This window comes from Microbacterium sp. NPDC089189 (genome assembly GCF_040685095.1).
Taxonomy (GTDB): Bacteria; Actinomycetota; Actinomycetes; order Actinomycetales; family Microbacteriaceae; genus Microbacterium.
Map to the genome: position 1 here is coordinate 19,549 of NZ_JBFBHG010000028.1, position 18,730 is coordinate 38,278.

An 18,730-nucleotide genomic window follows, 5' to 3' on the forward strand; every position below is an offset into this window, starting at 1 on the left:
CGCATCGCGTCCGGGCGGGTATCGGGCCGCGGCGTGACGGTGGCATCGGGTCGCGCGTAGGGTGGAACTCGATACCGTCCTTCGAAGGAGAACGTATGGATGTCGCAGGTGCGTCGGCATTGGTCACGGGAGGCGCGAGCGGCCTCGGCTGGGCCACGGCCCGCCGGCTCGCCGGTGAGGGGGCACGCGTCACGATCGTCGATCTGCCCTCGTCGTCGGGCGAGGAACGGGCCGCCGAGATCGGCGGACTCTTCGCGGCCGCCGACGTGACGAGCCCGGAGCAGATCGCCGAGGCGGTGGCAGCCGCATCCGCCGAGGCCCCGTTGCGCGTCGTCGTCAACTGCGCCGGCATCGCGCCGCCCGCCAAGGTGCTCGACCGCGACGGTGCGCCGTCTCCGCTCGGTGACTTCGAGCGGCTCGTGCGCATCAACCTCATCGGCACCTACAACGTCATCGCGCAGGCGTCCGCGGTGATCGCACGGTCCGAGCCCACCGAGGGCGGCGACCGCGGCGTCATCGTCAACACGGCATCGGTCGCCGCGTTCGACGGTCAGATCGGCCAGCCGGCCTACGCGGCGTCGAAGGGCGGGGTGCACGCGATGACGCTGCCGATCGCCCGAGAACTGGCCCGGCACGGCATCCGCGTCGTCACGATCGCCCCGGGGATCATGGAGACGCCGATGCTCGCCGGACTCCCGCAGCCGGCGCAGGATTCGCTCGGCGCCCAGGTGCCCTACCCGCCCCGCCTCGGCCGACCCGACGAGTACGCCTCGCTGGTGGCCGAGATCGTGCGCAACGGCTACCTCAACGGCGAGACGATCAGACTCGACGGCGCGATCCGGATGGCACCGCGATGAGCGCCGACGCGATCCTGGTGCGCATCGACGGGCCGATCGCCCGTCTGACCTTGAACCGCCCCGAGCGCCTCAATGCGATGGACTTCGCGATGGGGGAGCGGTGGCGGGAGGCCACCCGCCAGGTCGTCGACGATCCGAGCGTCGGCGCGGTGATCCTGGATGCGGCGGGCTCCGCGTTCTGCGCCGGCGGCGATGTCATCGCCATGTCGACCTCGGGTGCCGACGGTGCCGCCGTCACGAGCGCGGCCCACGTCATCCACGAGGGCATCCGGACGCTCGTCGGCTCGGGCAAGCCGATCGTCGCGGCCGTGCAGGGCGCCGTGGCGGGTGGCGGGCTCGGGCTGCTGCTGTGCGCGGACTACGTCGTCGCCGCTCCGCGCGCGAGTTTCGTGAGCCGCTACGCCAACATCGGCCTCACTCCCGACCTCGGGGTCTCCACGCTTCTGCCGGCCGCCATCGGCCAGCGCCGCGCCCTGCAGCTGCTCCTGCAGGATCGCGCGCTGACCGCCGACGAAGCCCTCGACTGGGGGCTCGTGGCAGAGGTCGTCGACGACCCGGCGGCGCGCGTCGCCGAGATTGCGCAGTTCTGGGCCGACGGGGCGACCGCCGCCTTCGGGCAGGCCAAACGCCTCATCCGGAGCGGACCGCTGCGCCCCTTCACCGAGAACCTGGACGACGAGGCGCGGACGATCGGCGCCGCCTTCGACACCGCGGAGTCGCGCGCCCGCGTCGCGGCGTTCGCCGCCGCATCCGCCCGCCGCCGCTGACCGAGACGAACGGACACCCATGACTGAGAACACCGACCGCGCGAGCCTCGCCGGCAAGACGATCCTGATGTCCGGCGGCAGCCGCGGCATCGGGCTGGCCATCGCGCTGCGCGCGGCGCGGGACGGCGCGAACATCGCGCTGCTCGCCAAGACCGACACCCCGCATCCGAAACTCGAGGGGACCGTGCACACCGCGGCCGCAGCGATCGAGGCCGCAGGGGGGCGCGCCCTGCCGATCGTCGGCGACGTGCGCGACGACGCCGACATCACCCAGGCCGTGCTCACGACGCAGGGCGAGTTCGGGGGCATCGACATCGTCATCAACAACGCGTCCGCCATCGATCTGACCGGCTCGCTCGACCTGCCGGCCAAGAAGTACGACCTCATGCAGGACGTCAACGTGCGCGGCACGTTCCTGCTGTCGCGCACGGCCGTGCCGATCCTCAAGGATGCGGAGAATCCGCACATCCTGTCGCTGTCGCCGCCGCTGAACCTGTCGCCGAAGTGGCTGGGCGCCCACACCGGGTACACGCTCGCCAAGTACGGCATGACGATGGCGACGCTGGGGATCGCGGCGGAGTTCGCCGATGCCGGGATCGCCGCCAACACCCTGTGGCCGCGCACGACCATCGCCACCGCCGCGGTGCAGTACTCGCTGGGCGGCGAGCGGATGATGCGCGCCAGCCGTACGCCCGAGATCTACGCCGACGCCGCCTACGAGGTGCTCGTCCGGCCCGCGCGCGAGCGCTCCGGCGAGACGCTCATCGTGGAGGACGTGCTCGAGGCCGCCGGCATCACCGACTTCTCGGGATACGCCGCCGTGCCGGGGACGCCCGACGAGGCGCTCTTCCCCGACGTGTTCCTGGACTGAGGCCCGCCCGGAGGGACGGCCTCAGCCGAGCTGCTTGCGCAGGTAGATCTCGGCGACACCCTCGCCGGAGGGCACGCGCTCCGACTCGACGTAGCCCTCGCGGCGGTAGAGGCGGAGGTTCGCTTCGCTCATCGAGCCGGTGAACAGCTCGGCGTGCGTGCAGCCGGCATCGCGGCCGCGTTCCTCGGCCGCGGCGAGCAGTGCCGAACCGATGCCCGCCCCCTGCACATCGGGCGCGATCGCGAGGCGTCCGATCAGCAGCAGATCGTCGTCGCGACGCGCGCGGACGACCCCCACCATCCGCGTGCCGAGCAGCGCCACGCTCCCCAGATTGTCAGACAGCTCCGCGGCGACCTGCTCGAGCGTCTGCGTGAGCGCGGGCATGTCGGTGCCGCCGTAGATCTGCGCCTCCTGCACGAAAGCGGCGCGCTGGAGGGTCAGCGTCTCGCCGGCGTCGTCGGGCTCGATCGGGCGGATGCGGATGTCGCTCATGGCGTCACGCTAACGCCGGGGGTGTGCCGGGACCGCGGGGTTGACTCAGATCAGGCCGTGGCGGCGGAAGGCGTTGGCCACGCCGTCGTCGAGCACGGACGTCGTCACCTCGTCGGCCAGGGCCTTCAAAGCGTCGTCGGCGTTGCCCATCGCGACGCCCACCCCGCAGACCTCGAACATCTCGACGTCGTTCCAGCTGTCGCCGATGCCGATCGCGTCGGCGCGGTCGATGCCCAGGTGATCGAGCACGGACTGGATGGCGGAGCCCTTGGTGACGCCCCGCATCCCGATCTCGCCGTTCGAGCCGCCGGGAAGCGGCATGCTGCCGGGCACCACGTGGAACGCGTCGCCGAGCTCTGCCTGCGCGCGCGCGACGGCGTCGCCCGTCTCGCTCACGAACACGGCCTTCGCCACGCGGGCGCGGTCGATCCGGGCCAGGTCGCGGAACCGCGGGGCGCCCTGCGGCGCCGACTGCGCCTCGTCACCGCTGTGCGCGGCCAGCCAGCGCTGCATCATCTGCGCGACGAGCGTCTGCACCTCGATCGAGGCGTAGACCGCCTCATCCGTCTGCAGGAAGTAATGGATGCCGTGGGCATCGAAGAACGCCTCGAGGCGGGTGACCGCATCCTCCGGCATGGGGTCGGCCACGAGGATCTCGTCGCCGACGACCGCGTAGGCGCCGCCGTTCGTGATCGCGCCGTCGAAACCGATGGCCTGCACGTCCGGATGGATGTCTCCCGCGGAGCGCCCCGTGCTGAGGTAGACGGGGGTGCCGCCCGCGCGAGCCGTGCGGATCGCGTCGATCGTGGAGGGGGCGATGGTGCGGCCGTGGTCGAGGATGGTTCCGTCGACGTCGAGGAAGGCGATGCGGGGAGGGGTCACGATGATCCATTCTGCGTCGTCCGGCCGCGCGGCGACGAACCGGGGGTGAACGGCGGGATCGGCGACCGCCGTGCGAACGCCGATGCGGCCGACCCGGTGAGGGCCGACCGCATCGGAGGGGGCGTCAGCGGGTGAGGCTGGCGCCGTTGGTGCGGATGACCTCGGCGTACCAGTCGAAGGACTTCTTCTCGTAACGCTCGAGGGTGCCGGAGCCGTCGTCGTTGCGGTCGACGTAGATGAACCCGTACCGCTTGCTCAGCTGCGCGGTCGATGCGCTCACGATGTCGATGCAGCCCCACGTCGTGTAGCCGAGCAGGTCCACGCCGTCCTCGAGCGCCTCGCCGACCTGCACGAGGTGGTCGTTGAGGTACGCGATGCGGTAGTCGTCGATGACGGTCTTGCGGCCGTCGACCTCGACGAGCTCGTCGCGCGCGCCCAGACCGTTCTCGACGATGAACAGCGGCTTCTGCCAGCGGTCCCAGAACTGGTTGAGCACGACGCGCAGCCCGACCGGGTCGATCGCCCAGCCCCACTGGCTCTCGGGCAGCGTCGGGTTCTGCACGCCGCCGAACAGGTTGCCCTTGCCGTTGTGGATGACCTCGGGGTCGGCCGACTCGGCGACGCTCGAGTAGTAGCTGAACGACACGAAGTCGACCGTGTTCTTCAGCGTCTCGCGGTCTTCGTCGGTGATGTCGAGCTCGACGCCGGCCTCGCGCAGCAGACGCAGCGCGTAGCCCGGGTACTCGCCGCGCACGTGGATGTCGCCGAACATGAGGTTCGACTGGTCCGTGTGCTGGGCCTTCAGCACGTCCTGCGGGTTCGGGGTGAACGGGTAGGTCGGCATCGCGAGCACCATGCAGCCGATGAGGGCGTTCGGTGCCAGCTCGCGGGCGATCTTCGTCGCCGAGGCGCTCGCGACCAGCTCGTGGTGGATGGCCTGGTACAGGTCCTTCGTCGAGAGCTGTTCCTTAGGCGTCTGGATGCCGCCGCTCATGAACGGCGCGTGCAGCACGGAGTTGATCTCGTTGAAGGTCAGCCAGTACTTCACGCGGGCGCCGTAGCGGGTGAAGAGCACGCGCACGTAGCGCTCGTAGAAGCCGATGAGGTCGCGGCTGACCCACCCGTCGTAGGTGCGCGCCAGGTTGAGCGGCGTCTCGTAGTGCGAGATCGTCACGAGCGGCTCGATGCCGTGCTTCTCGAGCTCGTCGAAGACGCGGTCGTAGAAGGCGAGACCCTCCTCGTTGGGCTCCTCGTCGTCGCCGTTCGGGAAGATCCGGCTCCAGGCGATCGACAGGCGGTAGACGCCGAAGCCCATCTTCGCGAACAGCGCGATGTCCTCCGCGTACCGGTGGTAGAAGTCGATGGCCTCGAGCTTCAGGTTGTCCGGGGTGGGGCCCTCGACCGGGGGCGTCATGATGCCCTTGGGCATGACGTCCTGGATCGACAGGCCCTTGCCGCCCTGGTCGTACCCGCCCTCGATCTGGTTGGCGGCGGTCGCGCCGCCCCAGAGGAAGCCGTCGGGGAAGGAGGTGGTGGTGCTCATAGCTCTTCTCTGTCTCTTCGTGGGATGCAGATGAACGGGTGGGGATGCGGGTGTCCGCATCCCCACCCGGGGGATCACTTCGCGGCGAGGACCTGCTCGACCGCGACGGCGAAGAACAGGGCGTCACCGTGCGCGATCGGGCCGACGGCGGGCGAGCCCACGGCCGGGTACAGGTCGGGGTTGGTGACGATCACGGGGGTGATCAGGTCGTACCCGGCGGCGGCGATGGCGTCGCCGTCGAACTCGAGCAGAAGGTCGCCGGCCTTGACCTGCTGACCGCTCGAGACCTTGAGGCGGAAGTGCTCGCCGGCCAGCTTGACCGTGTCGATGCCGACGTGGATGAGCACCTCGGCACCGTCGGCGTGACGCAGACCGATCGCGTGACCGGTCGGGAACGCGGCGACGACCGTGGCGTCGAACGGCGCGTACAGCGCGCCGCTGGTGGGCCGAATGGCCACACCCTGGCCGAGGCTGCCGTCCGCGAACGCGGCGTCGGACACCTCCGACAGCGGCACGACCGTGCCGTCGAGCGGGCTCAGCACCTCGACGTCGTTGCTCTCGGCGGCCTGCGTCTCGCCCTCGACCGGGTCCTTGAATCCGACGATGACGGTCAGCGCGAACGGGATGACGATCGCGGCGAGAAGGCCGATGCCGAGCATGACCATGTTGCCGTTGCCGAGCAGGGCGGGAAGCGCCAGGCCGGAGGGGACGACGAAGCTCGTCGAGAACACGCCGCCGAGCGAGACGATCGCGCCACCCACGACACCGCCGACGATGCCGAAGGCGAACGGGCGCTTGAGGGGCAGGTTGATGCCGTAGATGGCGGGCTCGGTCACACCGGCGAGGAAGCCCGACAGGGTGGCGGGAGCGGCGAGCGAACGGAGGTTCTTGTTGCGGGTGCGCACCCAGACGCCGGCGACCGCGGCGGCCTGTGCGAGAACGGCCATGAAGACGGGGGCGACCAGCAGGATCTGGCCGGTCTCCTGGAACTCGAACTGGAACAGCGGCACGAGGCCCCAGTGCAGACCGAAGATGACGAAGACCTGCCACAGGCCGCCCATGACGGCGCCGCCGAGCCAGGGGAGGTTGGTGAACAGCCAGCCGATGCCGGCGGAGATCCAGCCGCTGAGCACGCTCGAGAGCGGGCCGATGACGACGAAGACGAGCGGGACGGCGATGAGCACGATGATCATCGGGGTCACGAACCGGCGCACGGCGCTGGGGAGCTTCGCGTAGAGGAACTTCTCGGCGTGGCTCTGCAGCCACACGATGATGATGATCGGGATGACGCTCGAGACGTAGCTGACCATCGTGAAGGGGATGCCGAAGAACGTCAGGTCGGGGGCGCCGACGAGGGCGGTGATCGACGGGTAGAGCAGGGCCCCTGCGATCGCGAGCGAGGTGTACTCGGCGGCCTTGAAGTAGCGCGCGGCCGAGATGGCGAGCGCCAGCGGCAGGAAGTTGATGAAGGCGTCGGAGAGCGCGTTCAGCACGACGTAGGTGGAGGTGGTGACGTCCATCCACCCGAAGGTCACGGCGGCGGCGAGGAAGGCCTTGAGGAGGCCCGTGCCGGCCAGCGCCCAGAGGACCGGCGTGAAGATCGCCGAGATCATCTTGATGAACTGGTTGAACAGGTTGCCCTTGGGCTCGTCCGTCGCGGGAGCGGCGGCCTCGCCGGATCCGCCGAACTTCGAGATCGTGCCCATCGCGGCGAAGACCTCGGGAACCTCGTTGCCGACGACGACCTGGTACTGGCCGCCGGCCTGGGCGACGGTCACGACGCCGGGGACGGCCTTGATCGCGGCGGCATCCGCCTTGCTCTCGTCCTTGAGGACGAAGCGCAGACGCGTCATGCAGTGCACGAGCGAGGTGACGTTCTCTTCGCCGCCGACGCCCTTGAGGACGCCCGCCGCGGTCTTGGAGTAGTCCATCGCGGACTCTCGCTTTCTGCCGCTCCACTGCGGCACTCGGGTGGAGAGGACGCCGGGCGGACCGTTTCCGGGCAACAAAAAAACCTGAACTCGTTCATCGCTTTTCAGCGATGTGAGTTCAGGTTTTGCCTGCGTGCGCAGTAACAATCCGTCGCGTCCGCAGGGCGCTCAGGCCCTGCGCGAGTTACGGTAGCACCTCTTCGTCGGCTCCGCCAGATCCGGATGGGGTCTCTTTCGCGCCCACCTGCGAGGCCAGACGCTCGACGTGGACGATGACGTAGAGGAGCTCCTCGTCGGTGAGGTCGGACCCCGTCGCGGCGCGCACGTAGTCCTTCACCTGCTCGGCGATCGCATAGGAGCGGGGGTAGCTGTGCTTGGCGAACTCGAAGAACGAGGTGTCGGCCGACCGCAGCATGGTCTTGGAGACGAGCCGCTGCAGGAGGAACTGCACGTGCAGCACGAATCGCGCGTAATCGGGGCTTTCGGTGTCGAGTGTGACGCCGAGTCCGGTCTCGACCGTGGTCGCGACGTGCTGCACGCGGCGGAAGAGCAGTGCGGCCGTGCCGTTGGGCTCGTCGCGCGTCGCGTTCAGCAGGTGCATCGTCAGGAAGACGGCCTCTTCGGGCGGCAGGTCGCGGCCCAGCGACGTCCCGATGCTGCGGGCCATGTTCTCGGCGGCCGTGAACTCGTGCGGGTGCAGCACCCGTAGCTCCGGCATGTGGGTCGCGGGGATGCGGATGCCCTGATCGAGCCGCTCGATGACGTATTGGATGTGGTCGATGACCGGGATGGCGAGCCGGCGGCCCAGGTGGTGGCCGAGCTCGCGCTCCGCCTGGTCGACGGCGCCGGTAACCGCCTCGATCACCGGGTAGGGCACGTCGGTGAGCAGCTGCCGTTCGCGGTCGCCGTCGGCGCCGGCATCCAGCACGAACGTCTTCTCGACCTTGTCGGGGTCGATCGGATCGTTGGGCTTCAGCTGGAATCCGAGCCCGCGGCCCATGAGGACGCGTTCGCGCCCCTGCTCATCGAGTGAGATAACGACATTGTTGTTGAGTACCTTGTGCGCCGGGATACGGCCCGCGGTCGGGTCAGCGGCCATGACCGAATACTAGAGCGCCCGGACGGGAACGGGGTGTGGTCCCGTGCATCCGGCGCATAGGATCGCCGCCCTAGGGTGGCCCGATGTCCTTCTCCGCCCATCGCCCGGGTCGCTTCGGCGCCGACGGCCGCTTCGAGCTCCCGACCCCGGACGACAGCGAGGCGCAGTACCTCGACGAGGTCAGGGGTCCGCGACCCGACGGCGACGCGGCGGACGCGACCGAGACGGCGGTGATCCCGGACGATGCCGCCGACACGACCGAGGTCCCGAGCGACGCCGCCGTCCCGCCCGCCGACGCCGACACCGCAGGCGACCCGCCGACCCGCCGCCACGCCCCGCGCGGCCGGCGCCGACGCATGCCGGCCCGGCGTCTCGCCATCCTCGGCGGCGCCGAGGGCGTCGTCCTCGACGACGTGCCGGAGGAGACCTCCCGCTTCGTGCAGATGTTCTTCGTGCTGGCCGGGACCGCGCTGGTCTCGGCGCTGTCGATGCTCTTCGCCCTCACGACGGGCGTGCGCATCTCGCCCTGGCTCGCGGCTCCGCTCGCCCTGGTCTGGGCGCTCATCATCTTCAACCTCGACCGCTTCCTGACCTCGACCATGCGGTCCACGCGCAACGTCGCTCGGCTGCTGGGCATCGCGGTGCCGCGCGTCATCATGGCGGCGCTCATCGGCATCGTCGTCGCGGAGCCGCTCGTGCTGCAGATCTTCCAGAACGACATCGCCCGCGAGGTGACCTCGACGAACGTGTCGCAGGCGCTGTCGGATCAGGAGTCCGTCGAGAGCGGACCCGAGCGTCTCGCGCTGGATGCCGCCAGCGACCGCGTCGCCGCGCTCGAGAACCAAGCGGCCACCGGTGTCGTGGCGGGCACGTCGTCGACATCGGCCGAGTCTCTGGCCGCCCAGCAGACGGTCGACCAGCTGACGGCGCAGCTGGCCGAGCAGCAGAGCGTGATCGACAGGGCGCGCGCCCTGTACCAGTGCGAGCTGACCGGGGCGGGTGCCGGAACGGTCGAGGGCTGCACCGGGGTCACCGGCGACGGCGCCAGCTCCGCCGCCGCCGAGGCGCAGCTCGGGCAGGCCCAGGCGTCGTACGACGATCTGGCGGCGCAGCTGCAGACGGCCACCGCCGCCCTCACCGCGGCGAACGCGGCCGGCACCACGGCCGCCGCGACGTCGGCCGAGCAGAACAAGCAGCAGGCGCGCGATGCGCTGCCGGCCGCGCGGGCGCAGTACGACGCCGCATCCGCCGCCTACAACGAGCGGGCCTCCGCCGTGGCGGGATCCAACGCCGAGGCCCAGGGCATCCTCAGTCAGATCAGCGCGCTCGAACGGTTGTCGCGCGAGGAACCGGTGCTGGCATGGGCCCACTGGTTGATCGCGGGACTCTTCTTCATGATCGAGCTGCTGCCCGTGCTCGTGAAGGTGCTCACGAGTTACGGCGGCCCTTCGCTGTACGAGAAGGCGGATGCGCTCCGGCGCCAGGTCGCCCTCGACAGGGTCACGGCGCGCACCTGGCGAGAGCGCGCGTCGATCGTCACCACCGAAGCATCCGCGTAAGGGCTCCTGCCAGCCGGTCTCCCGTACCCTGGGAACATGACCGAGACCTCGCCCGTGCGCGCCACCAAGCCCCGCCAGGTGCGCCCGGCGACCGAGGGCTGGTCGCAGAAGAAGGACGAATCGGGTCGTCCGCTCCTGCAGTTCGCCAGCCCGAAGCGCGGCAAGCCGCCCGTGCACCTCGCCGATCTGACGGCCGAGCAGCGCGGCGAGAAGCTCGTCGAGCTCGGGTTCCCCAAGTTCCGGGCAGCGCAACTCGAGAAGCACTACTTCACGCACTACACCTCCGACCCGGCGCACATGACGGACCTGCCGGCCGCGGGGCGCGAAGAGCTCGTCGCGGGTCTCCTGCCGCCGCTGCTCACCGAGGTGCGCCGGCTCCAGACCGATCGCGGCGACACGATCAAGTTCCTCTGGAAGCTGCACGACGGCGCGCTGGTCGAGTCGGTGCTCATGCGCTACCCCGGCCGCATCACGCTCTGCGTCTCGTCGCAGGCCGGATGCGGCATGAACTGCCCGTTCTGCGCCACCGGTCAGGCGGGGCTGACCCGCAACATGTCGGCGGCCGAGATCGTCGAGCAGATCGTGCGGGCGAACCGCCTGATCCGCGAGGGCGGCCTGGGGCCCGCGGAGCACGCCGACGAACGTGTCACGAACATCGTCTTCATGGGCATGGGCGAGCCGCTCGCGAACTACGCCCGCGTCATGCACGCGGTGCGCGTCATGGTCGACAAGAAGCACGGACTCGGCATGAGCGCGCGCGGCATCACGGTCTCGACGGTCGGACTCGTTCCCGCCATCCTCAAGCTGTCGGACGAGGGCATCCCGGTGACCTTCGCCCTGTCGCTCCACGCCCCCGACGACCACCTGCGCGACGAGCTCATCCCGGTGAACTCGCGGTGGAAGGTCGATGAGGCGCTGGATGCCGCCCGCACCTATTACGAGAAGACCGGACGGCGCGTGTCGATCGAGTACGCGCTCATCAAGGACATGAACGACCACGCCTGGCGTGCCGACCTGCTGGCCGAGAAGCTGAACGCGCGGGGCCGCGGCTGGGTGCACGTGAACCCCATCCCGCTGAACCCGACGCCGGGCTCGGTCTGGACCTCGTCGGAGCGCTCGGTGCAGAACGAGTTCGTGCGCCGGCTCAACGACGCCGGCATCCCGACGACCCTGCGCGACACCCGCGGCAAGGAGATCGACGGAGCCTGCGGTCAGCTCGTCGCGACGGAAGAGGACCAGGAAGTCGCCGAGGCGACCCCGGTAGGCTCCGACCACACCGACTGACGAGGCGCGGGGCCCGCAGTCGCAGGGGACGGCGGGGGATCGATGTCGGAGTTCATCTGGTACGTGATCATCGTGGCGGTCTTCGCCGCGGGGGCGACGTGGGTCGCGCGGCGGCTGCTCGAGACTCCCATCGGGTGGGTTCGGCCGGTGATCACCGGTGTGGTCGTGTTCATCGGCGGCACCCCCTTGGCGCTGTGGGCGCTGCGGGCGGCGGGCGTCATCGAGGGCGACAGGCTGGCGGTCGACGACGGCATCGCCGCGCTCTTCCTCCTCGTGACCCTGGGATGGATGTTCGCGCTCGATGTGATCGCGATCGTCTCGCTGGAGTTCCTGTGGCCGACCAGGCCCTGGCGGAACCCGGTGCGGGTGGTGCGCGAGCTCTTCCGTCGTCGTGACCGCGCGCGGCGTTACGCGCAGATCATCGGCATCGCGTCGCGCCACGGTCTGGGCGTCTACCGGGGCCGTCATCGGGCCGGTGCGGAGGACCTCCCCGCGGCGCTCGTGGCGGCCATGAACGACGCCGGTGTGACGTTCATCAAGATCGGGCAGGTGCTCTCGGCCCGCGACGACGTGCTCCCGCCCGATCTCACCTCCTCTCTCGCGACGCTGCAGATGGAGACCGTCCCCATCCCGTGGGAGCAGGCGCGCGCGGCGATCGAGGCGCAGTTGCACCGGCCGCTCGACGAGGTGTTCGCGGAGGTCGACCCCACCCCGCTCGCCGCCGCATCCGTCGCGCAGGTGCACACCGCCGTGCTGCGGGACGGAGGCGCCGTCGTGATCAAGATCCAGCGGCCCAGCGCCCGTGCGCAGGTCGCCACGGACCTCGACATCGTCGAGCGGCTCGCCGCCGACGCCGAGCGCCACACGTCGTGGGCCCGCGACTACGGCGCCGTGCGGCTGGCCGCCGAGTTCGGGCGTGCGCTGCGCGAAGAGCTCGACTACCGGCTCGAAGCCGCCAACACAGAGATGCTGCGCGGCGCGGTGGCGCGCTCCTCCTCGCCGCATCTGCGCATCCCCGAGATCCACGCCGCCTACACGACCGCGCAGATGCTCGTGCAGGAGCGCGCGTCCGGCACCCCGTTCAGCCGCATCGACGCGGCGGCGATCGACCCGGAGGAGGCGACCAGGATCGCCGACGGCGTGCTCGACGCCGTGTTCGAGCAGATCGCGGTGCTCGGGGTGTTCCACGCCGATCTGCATCCCGGCAACCTCATCCTCGGCGAGGACGGCGTGGTCACCCTCATCGACTTCGGGTCGGTCGGCGTGCTCGAGAAGAGCCTGCGACGCCTGCTGCTGCCGCTCCTGGTCGCCATCGCGAACGAGGACGACGTCGCCGCGACGGATGTGGTGCTCATGCTCGTCACGCCCTCCGACACCGATCCGGTCGACCAGAGCGCGCTGCAGCACGACGTCGGCGTGATCCTCACCCGCGTGCACAACTCCCGTGTCGACGGCAACATCTTCGCGTCCCTGATCGACGTGATGCGACGGCACCGGCTGGCGCTCCCGCCGTCGTTGCTCCTGGTGTTCCGAACGCTCGGGTCGCTCGAGGGGACGCTGCGGCGCCTCCGCCCCGACTACGACATGATCGGGCGCGCGCTCGAACGCGCCCCGCACTTCGCCCGCGCGCTGGCCTCGCCGAAGAGCCTCGCGCTGTCGGCGCAGACGAGTGCGGCGATCGTGAGCGAGCAGCTGCGACGGATGCCGCGCCGCGTGCAGACCCTCACCTCCCAGCTCGAGGACGGCACGTTCTCGGTGCGCCTGCGCACCCTCGACGGCTCGTCGGAGCAGGGGTTCGTCGAGCGCCTGTTCAGTCGGCTCACGACCACCCTGGTGGGCATCGCCCTCGTGATCAGCGCCGTCACGCTCGGCGTCTCGGAGGGCGGGCCGAACCTCACCCCCGAGGTGCCGCTGTTCCCGTTCCTGGGCTCGCTCATCGGGCTCGCGGGCCTGCTCCTGATGCTGCGGAGCCTGCGCGCGGCGTTCGATCGACGACGCCGGAGCTGACCGCATCCACCGATCGGTGGATGACGAAGCCACCGGATGGCGGTGGCGACGACGGGCGTCTTCGCGGGATGCTCGGGACATGACGGATGCGGTGGTGCGGGTCGAAGGACTCCGCAAGGTGTATCGCGGGGGATTCGAAGCCCTGCGCGGGGTCGACTTCGAGATCCGACGCGGCGAGACCTTCGCGCTGCTCGGACCCAACGGCGCCGGCAAGAGCACGACCATCGAGATCCTCGAGGGGTATCGCGACCGCACCGCCGGCGCCGTGAGCGTCCTCGGCGTCGATCCGGCCCACGGCGGTGCCGCGTGGAAGTCCCGCCTCGGCATCGTGCTGCAGGACACCGGTGAGGCGCCGACCGCCACCGTGCGCGAGATGCTCGCCCATTTCGCGGGGTTCTACCCGAACCCGCGGTCGATCGACGAGGTCATCGAGGCCGTGGGGCTGGGGGCGAAGGCGAAGACGAGCGTGCGGAAGCTCTCGGGCGGGCAGCGTCGCCGTGTCGACGTCGCCCTGGGCATCGTCGGATCGCCCGAGCTGCTGTTCCTCGACGAGCCCACCACCGGCTTCGATCCCGAGGCGCGCCGACAGTTCTGGGACCTCATCCGGGGGTTGCAGGACGAGGGCACGACGATCATCCTCACCACCCACTACCTGGACGAAGCGGCAGCGCTCGCCGAGCGAGCCGCGATCATCGTGGCCGGCCGCGTCGCCGCCCTCGGGCGCATCGACGAGCTGGGCGGAGCCGATGCGCGGGTGCCGGTGGTGCGGTGGCGCGACGGCGGTCGCCTCCGCGAGGAGCGCACCGATCGGCCCGGTCAGTTCGTGGCCGGTCTGGTCGCCGCAGCCGGCGACGCGGAGCCGGACGATCTCGAGGTCGTGCGCCCCGCTCTCGAGGACATCTACCTCTCGTTCATCCGCGCCGACGAGGCCGGCCCGTCGCCACGGGCGGCCGGTGCCGAGCCCGTCGTCGATCCCGCGACCCCCGCGGCCGAAGGAGTATCCGCATGAGTGCCGCGCTCACGACGACCCGGCCCGCGCGGGGGCGTTCCGCCACCGGACTCGGCGGCATCCTGCGCCTCGGGTTCGCCCGCATCGGCTACGAGGTGAAGGGGTACTTCCGTCAGGGCGACTCGGTGTTCTTCACCTTCCTGTTCCCCGTCGTGCTGCTGCTCATCTTCTCGCTCGCCTTCAGCGCGCAGACGTACGGGGGCGAGGGCGACGAGATCAGCGCCGCGGCCTTCTACCTGCCGAGCATGGTGGCCGCGGGGCTCCTGCTCTCGGGCGTGCAGAGCCTCGCGATCGACATCGCGATGGAACGCAGCGACGGCACACTCAAGCGTCTGGGCGGCACACCTCTGAGTCCCGTCTCGTACTTCATCGGCAAGCTCGGCATGGTGCTGGTGACCGGCATCCTGCAGGCCGGGCTGCTGATCGCCGTGGCAGCTCTCGGGTTCGGCGTGGCGCTCCCGTCCACCCCGGAGCGGTGGCTCACCTTCGCCTGGGTCTTCGTCCTGGGCGTGACGACCTGCGCCATCCTCGGAATCGGCCTGAGCGCCCTGCCCCGCACGGGTCGCAGCGCCACGGCCGTCGTGCTGCCCATCGTGCTCATCCTGCAGTTCGTCTCGGGCGTCTTCATCCCGTTCGCGGGCCTCCCGGCGTGGCTGCAGACCGTCGCGAGCATCTTCCCGCTGCGCTGGCTCGTGCAGGGCATGCAGTCGGTGTTCCTGCCGGAGTCGTTCGTCGCGATGACCCCCACGGGGACGTGGGAGCACCCGATGACGCTCCTCGTCACGGGGATCTGGCTGGTCGCGGGTCTCGTGCTGGCCCGGGTCACGTTCCGGTGGATCCGCAAGGATGGCTGAATGAGCGAACCCCGGGCCGGCGAACCGGCGGCCGTCAGCGCGAAGGGGTGGGGGGTCTCGCTGGCGGCCGTCGGTGTCGTCTGCGTCGTGACGTGTGCGGCGTGGGCCATTCCGGATGGCGGACCGTGGGCACCGGTCGGGCTGACGGCGGCGGTCATCGCCGCCTACGCCGCGGCGTTCGTGCTGTTCATCCGGCGGGTCGCCGCCGGATCGGTGCCGGCGGTCGTGAGCGTCGCGGTGACCATCCTCCTGGTCGCCGGCCTCACAGCGGTCGTCCCCAGCAACGCGACCTTCCAGTTCTGGGCGTATCCGGTGGTCTGGGCGCTGCTGCCGACCCTGCGAACGGCGCTCCCGGCGACGTTCGTCCTCTCCGCGGCGGTCTTCGTCGGTTTCGCGGCGAGCACCGGGTCGGAGGACGGATGGTGGATCACCGCGTTGCTGACCCAGATCGTCTCCTTCGCCGTGAACGTCGTCATGGGGCTGTGGATCAGCAGCGTCTACCGGTACGGCGTCGAGCGCGGACGCCTCCTCGCGGAGCTGACGGCGGCGCAGCATGAACTGGCCGCGCTGCACCGCGACGCCGGGACCACGGCGGAGCGCGCGCGGATCTCGCGCGAACTGCACGACACCATCGCCCAGTCGCTCACCGCCGCCGTGCTGCTCGTGCAGCGCGCGCGTCACCGACGCGACGAGGGGACACTCGACGACGCTGCCCTCGCGCTCGTCGAGGAGTCGGTGCGCGCGGCCCTCACCGAGACCCGGGTCCTGGTGGCGGGAAGTGCGCCGCTCGAACTCGACGGCGGCGGGATCGAGCAGGCGCTCGGAACCCTCGCGGACCGCTTCCGTCGCGAGGCCGGCGTCGCGGTCGACGTCAGCGTCAGGCTGTCGCATCCGCTCGACCGCGAGACCGAGGTGGCGCTGCTGCGTTCGGCGCAGGAGGGGTTCGGGAACATCCGTAAGCACGCCGCCGCCTCCCGCGTCCGTGTCGACCTGAGCGAGGACGGCACCGACGCCGTGCTGCGCGTACGCGACGACGGCCGGGGTTTCGACCCCGACGCGGTCGCGGCGGGGTTCGGGCTCGCCGGGCTGCGCGACCGGCTCGCGCTGCTCGGCGGCAGCCTCGAGATCGACGGATCCGCGGATGCGGTCGAGCTGCGCGCACGCATCCCGAACGGAGGTTCCGCATGATCCGGGTCCTGATCGTCGACGATCACCCGATCGTGCGCGCGGGGCTCGTGGCCGTGGTGTCGGCCGCGAGCGACATGGATGTCGTCGGCACCGCCGCGGACGGAGCGGGAGCGCTCGCCCTCGTCGCCGACGCGTCTCCCGACGTGGTGCTGATGGACCTGCGGATGCCCGGGATGGACGGCGAGACCGCGACGACCCGCATCCTCGCCGACCACCCCGCGGCCCGCGTCCTGGTGCTCACCACCTACGAGAGCGACGATGCGATCCTCCGCGCCATCGGCGCCGGCGCGAGCGGGTATCTGCTGAAGGCAGCGCCCGAGCAGGAGCTCCTGGCCGGGATTCGCGCCGTCGCGGCGGGAGAGGTGGCGCTCGCGCCGAGCGTGGCCCGTGTCCTCGTCCGCCGGGCGAACGCGCCGGCTGCGCCGCCCCCGATCCTGACGGCCCGTGAGCTCGACGTGCTGCGGCTCGTGTCGGCGGGCCTGAGCAACCGCGCGATCGCCGAACGGCTCTTCCTGGGCGAGGCGACGGTGAAGACCCATCTGCTGCACGTCTTCGCCAAGCTCGAGGTCGGCGACCGCACGCGCGCCGTCACCCGCGCGATGGAACTCGGTCTCCTGTAGCCCGGGTGCCGCCGGATGACGGATCTCGGAGCCCGGGCCTCCGAGCGCCGCTAGCGTTGTTCCATGGTCAACTACCGCTATCTCGGCAACAGTGGATTCAAGGTCTCGGAGATCACCTACGGCAACTGGATCACCCACGCGTCGCAGGTCGAGAACGACGCGGCGATCGCGACGGTGCATCGCGCGCTCGATCTCGGCATCACGAGCTTCGACACGGCCGACACCTACGCCAACACGGCCGCGGAGGAGGTGCTCGGCGAGGCGCTGAAGGGTCAGCGTCGCGAGTCGCTCGAGATCTTCACCAAGGTCTACTGGCCGATCGGCCCCCAGGGTCCCAACGATCAGGGTCTTTCGCGCAAGCACATCTTCGACGGCATCCACGGGTCGCTGCGCCGCCTCGGCGTGGAGTACGTCGACCTCTACCAGGCGCACCGGTACGACTACGAGACGCCGCTGGAGGAGACCATGCAGGCCTTCGCGGATGTGGTTCGCCAGGGCAAGGCGCTCTACATCGGCGTCTCGGAGTGGACGGCCGAGCAGCTGCGCGACGGACACGCGCTGGCCAAGGACCTCGGCGTGCAGCTCGTGTCGAACCAGCCGCAGTACTCGGCCCTCTGGCGGGTCATCGAGGAGAAGGTCGTGCCGACCTCGGAGGAGCTCGGCATCTCGCAGATCGTCTGGTCGCCGATGGCGCAGGGCGTGCTGAGCGGCAAGTACCTGCCCGGCCAGCCCGTGCCGACCGGCTCGCGCGCCACCGACGAGAAGAGCGGCGCCACCTTCATCAAGCGATTCCTGCGCGATGAGGTGCTCGCCGCGGTGCAGAGCCTGAAGCCGGTCGCGGCCGACGCGGGGCTGACGCTGCCCCAGCTCGCGATCGCCTGGGTGCTGCAGAACCCGAACGTGTCGGCCGCGCTCGTGGGTGCCTCCCGCCCCGAGCAGCTCGACGACACGGTCAAGGCCTCGGGAGTCGTGCTCGACGCCGACACCCTGAGCGCGATCGACGCGGCGCTCCGGCCGGTCGCCGAGACCGACGGGTCCCTCACGTACCAGGTGTCTCCGAAGGGGCGTCCGGGGGACTGAGGCATGGAGTGGGGCCGGGCAGCGGAGGAGATCCAGCGAGCGGAGGACGCATCCGCGGATCTCGCTCCTCCGCTGCCCGGATCTCCTCCGCTCGACACGGACGCGTGCGGCGCATGAGCGTGCAGAGCGCGGGTCTCCTGCTCTACCGGGCGGACCCGCTCGAGGTGCTGATCGCCCATATGGGCGGTCCGTTCTGGCGCCGCAAGGACGTCGGCGCGTGGTCGATCCCCAAGGGCGAGTTCGATCCCGACGCCGAGGCGGCGGCGGATGCGGCGGCCCGCGAGTTCCGCGAGGAGCTGGGCATCGAGCCGCCGCCCGGACCGTACGACGAGCTCGGCACGTTCCGGTACAGCTCGGGCAAGCGCGTGACGGTGTTCCTCGCCGACGGCCGCGGCGTGCGCCTGATCGGTCTGCGCTTCGGCGAGTTCGAGCTCGAGTGGCCGCCGCGTTCGGGCCGGGTGCAGTCGTTCCCCGAGGTGGATCGCGCCGAATGGGTGCCGATCGCCCGCGCGCAGGAGCTCGTGGTCGCCGGGCAGCGCCCCGCCCTCGAGGCCCTCGCCCAGCGCCTCACCCCCTGACCCCGCCCCCTGACCCCGCCCCCCTGACCCCGCCCCCTGACCCCGCCCCCTGACCCCGCCCCCCTGACCCCGCCCCCCTGACCCCGCCCCCCTGAGCCCGCCCCCTGAC

The 18,730-nt window shown here is 70.7% G+C and carries 17 protein-coding genes; 12 read left to right on the forward strand and 5 right to left on the reverse strand.

What is annotated here, in order from left to right; translation table 11 throughout:
* The first annotated feature begins 95 nt into the window (after positions 1–95).
* From AB0N73_RS14190 to AB0N73_RS14200, 3 genes are read left to right on the forward strand one after another with little or no spacing between them, the layout of a single operon-like run.
* On the forward strand, positions 96–857 hold the full coding sequence (locus tag AB0N73_RS14190) for an SDR family NAD(P)-dependent oxidoreductase (protein ID WP_363564579.1): 762 nt from the start codon (positions 96–98) through the stop codon (positions 855–857).
* The gene (locus AB0N73_RS14195; RefSeq protein WP_363564581.1) at positions 854–1,624 is read left to right on the forward strand and encodes an enoyl-CoA hydratase/isomerase family protein; all 771 of its coding nucleotides are present in this window, start codon (positions 854–856) and stop codon (positions 1,622–1,624) included. The genes AB0N73_RS14190 and AB0N73_RS14195 overlap by 4 nt, the downstream gene beginning before the upstream one ends.
* Positions 1,625–1,643: 19 nt before the next feature.
* A complete protein-coding gene (locus AB0N73_RS14200) occupies positions 1,644–2,495 on the forward strand; it encodes an NAD(P)-dependent oxidoreductase (protein WP_363564583.1) in 852 nt (283 codons plus the stop codon).
* A 21-nt stretch (positions 2,496–2,516) separates the two neighbouring features.
* On the opposite strand, the gene AB0N73_RS14205 is transcribed toward AB0N73_RS14200, so the two are convergent.
* The 5 genes from AB0N73_RS14205 to AB0N73_RS14225 form a co-directional block, all read right to left on the reverse strand.
* Positions 2,517–2,987, reverse strand: coding sequence for a GNAT family N-acetyltransferase (locus AB0N73_RS14205; protein WP_363564585.1), 471 nt, complete (start codon positions 2,985–2,987; stop codon positions 2,517–2,519).
* Positions 2,988–3,032: 45 nt separating this feature from the next.
* Positions 3,033–3,869 carry a Cof-type HAD-IIB family hydrolase gene (locus AB0N73_RS14210; RefSeq protein WP_363564587.1) on the reverse strand — a complete coding sequence of 279 codons (837 nt, stop codon included), beginning with the start codon at positions 3,867–3,869 and terminating at the stop codon, positions 3,033–3,035.
* A gap of 124 nt (positions 3,870–3,993) precedes the next feature.
* Entirely contained in the window at positions 3,994–5,412 is a 1,419-nt protein-coding gene (locus tag AB0N73_RS14215; RefSeq protein ID WP_363564589.1) for a glycoside hydrolase family 1 protein, read from the reverse strand.
* Between the two features lie 74 nt (positions 5,413–5,486).
* Entirely contained in the window at positions 5,487–7,343 is a 1,857-nt protein-coding gene (locus AB0N73_RS14220; RefSeq protein WP_363564591.1) for a beta-glucoside-specific PTS transporter subunit IIABC, read from the reverse strand.
* A gap of 184 nt (positions 7,344–7,527) precedes the next feature.
* Positions 7,528–8,442 (reverse strand): PRD domain-containing protein, encoded by a 915-nt coding sequence (locus tag AB0N73_RS14225; RefSeq protein WP_363564593.1) that lies wholly within the window; start codon positions 8,440–8,442, stop codon positions 7,528–7,530.
* Positions 8,443–8,525: 83 nt separating this feature from the next.
* Between AB0N73_RS14225 and AB0N73_RS14230 the strand changes: the two genes are divergently transcribed.
* The 9 genes from AB0N73_RS14230 (at position 8,526) to AB0N73_RS14270 (ending at position 18,621) form a co-directional block, all read left to right on the forward strand.
* Complete coding sequence (locus tag AB0N73_RS14230) at positions 8,526–10,001, forward strand: DUF4407 domain-containing protein (RefSeq protein WP_363564595.1); 1,476 nt, start codon at positions 8,526–8,528, stop codon at positions 9,999–10,001.
* 36 nt (positions 10,002–10,037) lie between these two features.
* Positions 10,038–11,285: a 23S rRNA (adenine(2503)-C(2))-methyltransferase RlmN gene (gene rlmN, locus AB0N73_RS14235; protein ID WP_363564597.1), complete on the forward strand. Its 1,248-nt coding sequence runs from the start codon at positions 10,038–10,040 to the stop codon at positions 11,283–11,285.
* A gap of 42 nt (positions 11,286–11,327) precedes the next feature.
* Positions 11,328–13,292, forward strand: coding sequence for an AarF/UbiB family protein (locus AB0N73_RS14240; RefSeq protein WP_363564599.1), 1,965 nt, complete (start codon positions 11,328–11,330; stop codon positions 13,290–13,292).
* A gap of 79 nt (positions 13,293–13,371) precedes the next feature.
* On the forward strand, positions 13,372–14,301 hold the full coding sequence (locus AB0N73_RS14245) for an ABC transporter ATP-binding protein (protein ID WP_363564601.1): 930 nt from the start codon (positions 13,372–13,374) through the stop codon (positions 14,299–14,301).
* Positions 14,298–15,155 (forward strand): ABC transporter permease, encoded by an 858-nt coding sequence (locus tag AB0N73_RS14250; RefSeq protein ID WP_363564603.1) that lies wholly within the window; start codon positions 14,298–14,300, stop codon positions 15,153–15,155. Before AB0N73_RS14245 ends, AB0N73_RS14250 begins: the two co-directional genes overlap by 4 nt.
* The gene (locus AB0N73_RS14255; RefSeq protein ID WP_363564605.1) at positions 15,156–16,343 is read left to right on the forward strand and encodes a sensor histidine kinase; all 1,188 of its coding nucleotides are present in this window, start codon (positions 15,156–15,158) and stop codon (positions 16,341–16,343) included. It begins immediately after the preceding gene.
* Positions 16,340–16,963, forward strand: a complete 624-nt coding sequence (locus tag AB0N73_RS14260; protein WP_363564607.1) for a response regulator transcription factor — start codon at positions 16,340–16,342, stop codon at positions 16,961–16,963. Before AB0N73_RS14255 ends, AB0N73_RS14260 begins: the two co-directional genes overlap by 4 nt.
* Before the next feature lie 63 nt (positions 16,964–17,026).
* Positions 17,027–18,043 carry an aldo/keto reductase family protein gene (locus AB0N73_RS14265; RefSeq protein ID WP_363564609.1) on the forward strand — a complete coding sequence of 339 codons (1,017 nt, stop codon included), beginning with the start codon at positions 17,027–17,029 and terminating at the stop codon, positions 18,041–18,043.
* A 113-nt stretch (positions 18,044–18,156) separates the two neighbouring features.
* On the forward strand, positions 18,157–18,621 hold the full coding sequence (locus AB0N73_RS14270; RefSeq protein ID WP_363564611.1) for an NUDIX domain-containing protein: 465 nt from the start codon (positions 18,157–18,159) through the stop codon (positions 18,619–18,621).
* Positions 18,622–18,730 lie beyond the last annotated feature (109 nt).

Coding starts and splice junctions, on each gene's coding strand:
- AB0N73_RS14190 (WP_363564579.1), top strand. CDS start 96: ATGGATGTCGCAGGTGCGTCGGCATTGGTCACGGGAGGCGCGAGCGGC.
- AB0N73_RS14195 (WP_363564581.1), top strand. CDS start 854: ATGAGCGCCGACGCGATCCTGGTGCGCATCGACGGGCCGATCGCCCGT.
- AB0N73_RS14200 (WP_363564583.1), top strand. CDS start 1,644: ATGACTGAGAACACCGACCGCGCGAGCCTCGCCGGCAAGACGATCCTG.
- AB0N73_RS14205 (WP_363564585.1), bottom strand. CDS start 2,987: ATGAGCGACATCCGCATCCGCCCGATCGAGCCCGACGACGCCGGCGAG.
- AB0N73_RS14215 (WP_363564589.1), bottom strand. CDS start 5,412: ATGAGCACCACCACCTCCTTCCCCGACGGCTTCCTCTGGGGCGGCGCG.
- AB0N73_RS14220 (WP_363564591.1), bottom strand. CDS start 7,343: ATGGACTACTCCAAGACCGCGGCGGGCGTCCTCAAGGGCGTCGGCGGC.
- AB0N73_RS14225 (WP_363564593.1), bottom strand. CDS start 8,442: ATGGCCGCTGACCCGACCGCGGGCCGTATCCCGGCGCACAAGGTACTC.
- AB0N73_RS14230 (WP_363564595.1), top strand. CDS start 8,526: ATGTCCTTCTCCGCCCATCGCCCGGGTCGCTTCGGCGCCGACGGCCGC.
- rlmN (WP_363564597.1), top strand. CDS start 10,038: ATGACCGAGACCTCGCCCGTGCGCGCCACCAAGCCCCGCCAGGTGCGC.
- AB0N73_RS14240 (WP_363564599.1), top strand. CDS start 11,328: ATGTCGGAGTTCATCTGGTACGTGATCATCGTGGCGGTCTTCGCCGCG.
- AB0N73_RS14245 (WP_363564601.1), top strand. CDS start 13,372: ATGACGGATGCGGTGGTGCGGGTCGAAGGACTCCGCAAGGTGTATCGC.
- AB0N73_RS14250 (WP_363564603.1), top strand. CDS start 14,298: ATGAGTGCCGCGCTCACGACGACCCGGCCCGCGCGGGGGCGTTCCGCC.
- AB0N73_RS14255 (WP_363564605.1), top strand. CDS start 15,156: ATGAGCGAACCCCGGGCCGGCGAACCGGCGGCCGTCAGCGCGAAGGGG.
- AB0N73_RS14260 (WP_363564607.1), top strand. CDS start 16,340: ATGATCCGGGTCCTGATCGTCGACGATCACCCGATCGTGCGCGCGGGG.
- AB0N73_RS14265 (WP_363564609.1), top strand. CDS start 17,027: ATGGTCAACTACCGCTATCTCGGCAACAGTGGATTCAAGGTCTCGGAG.
- AB0N73_RS14270 (WP_363564611.1), top strand. CDS start 18,157: ATGAGCGTGCAGAGCGCGGGTCTCCTGCTCTACCGGGCGGACCCGCTC.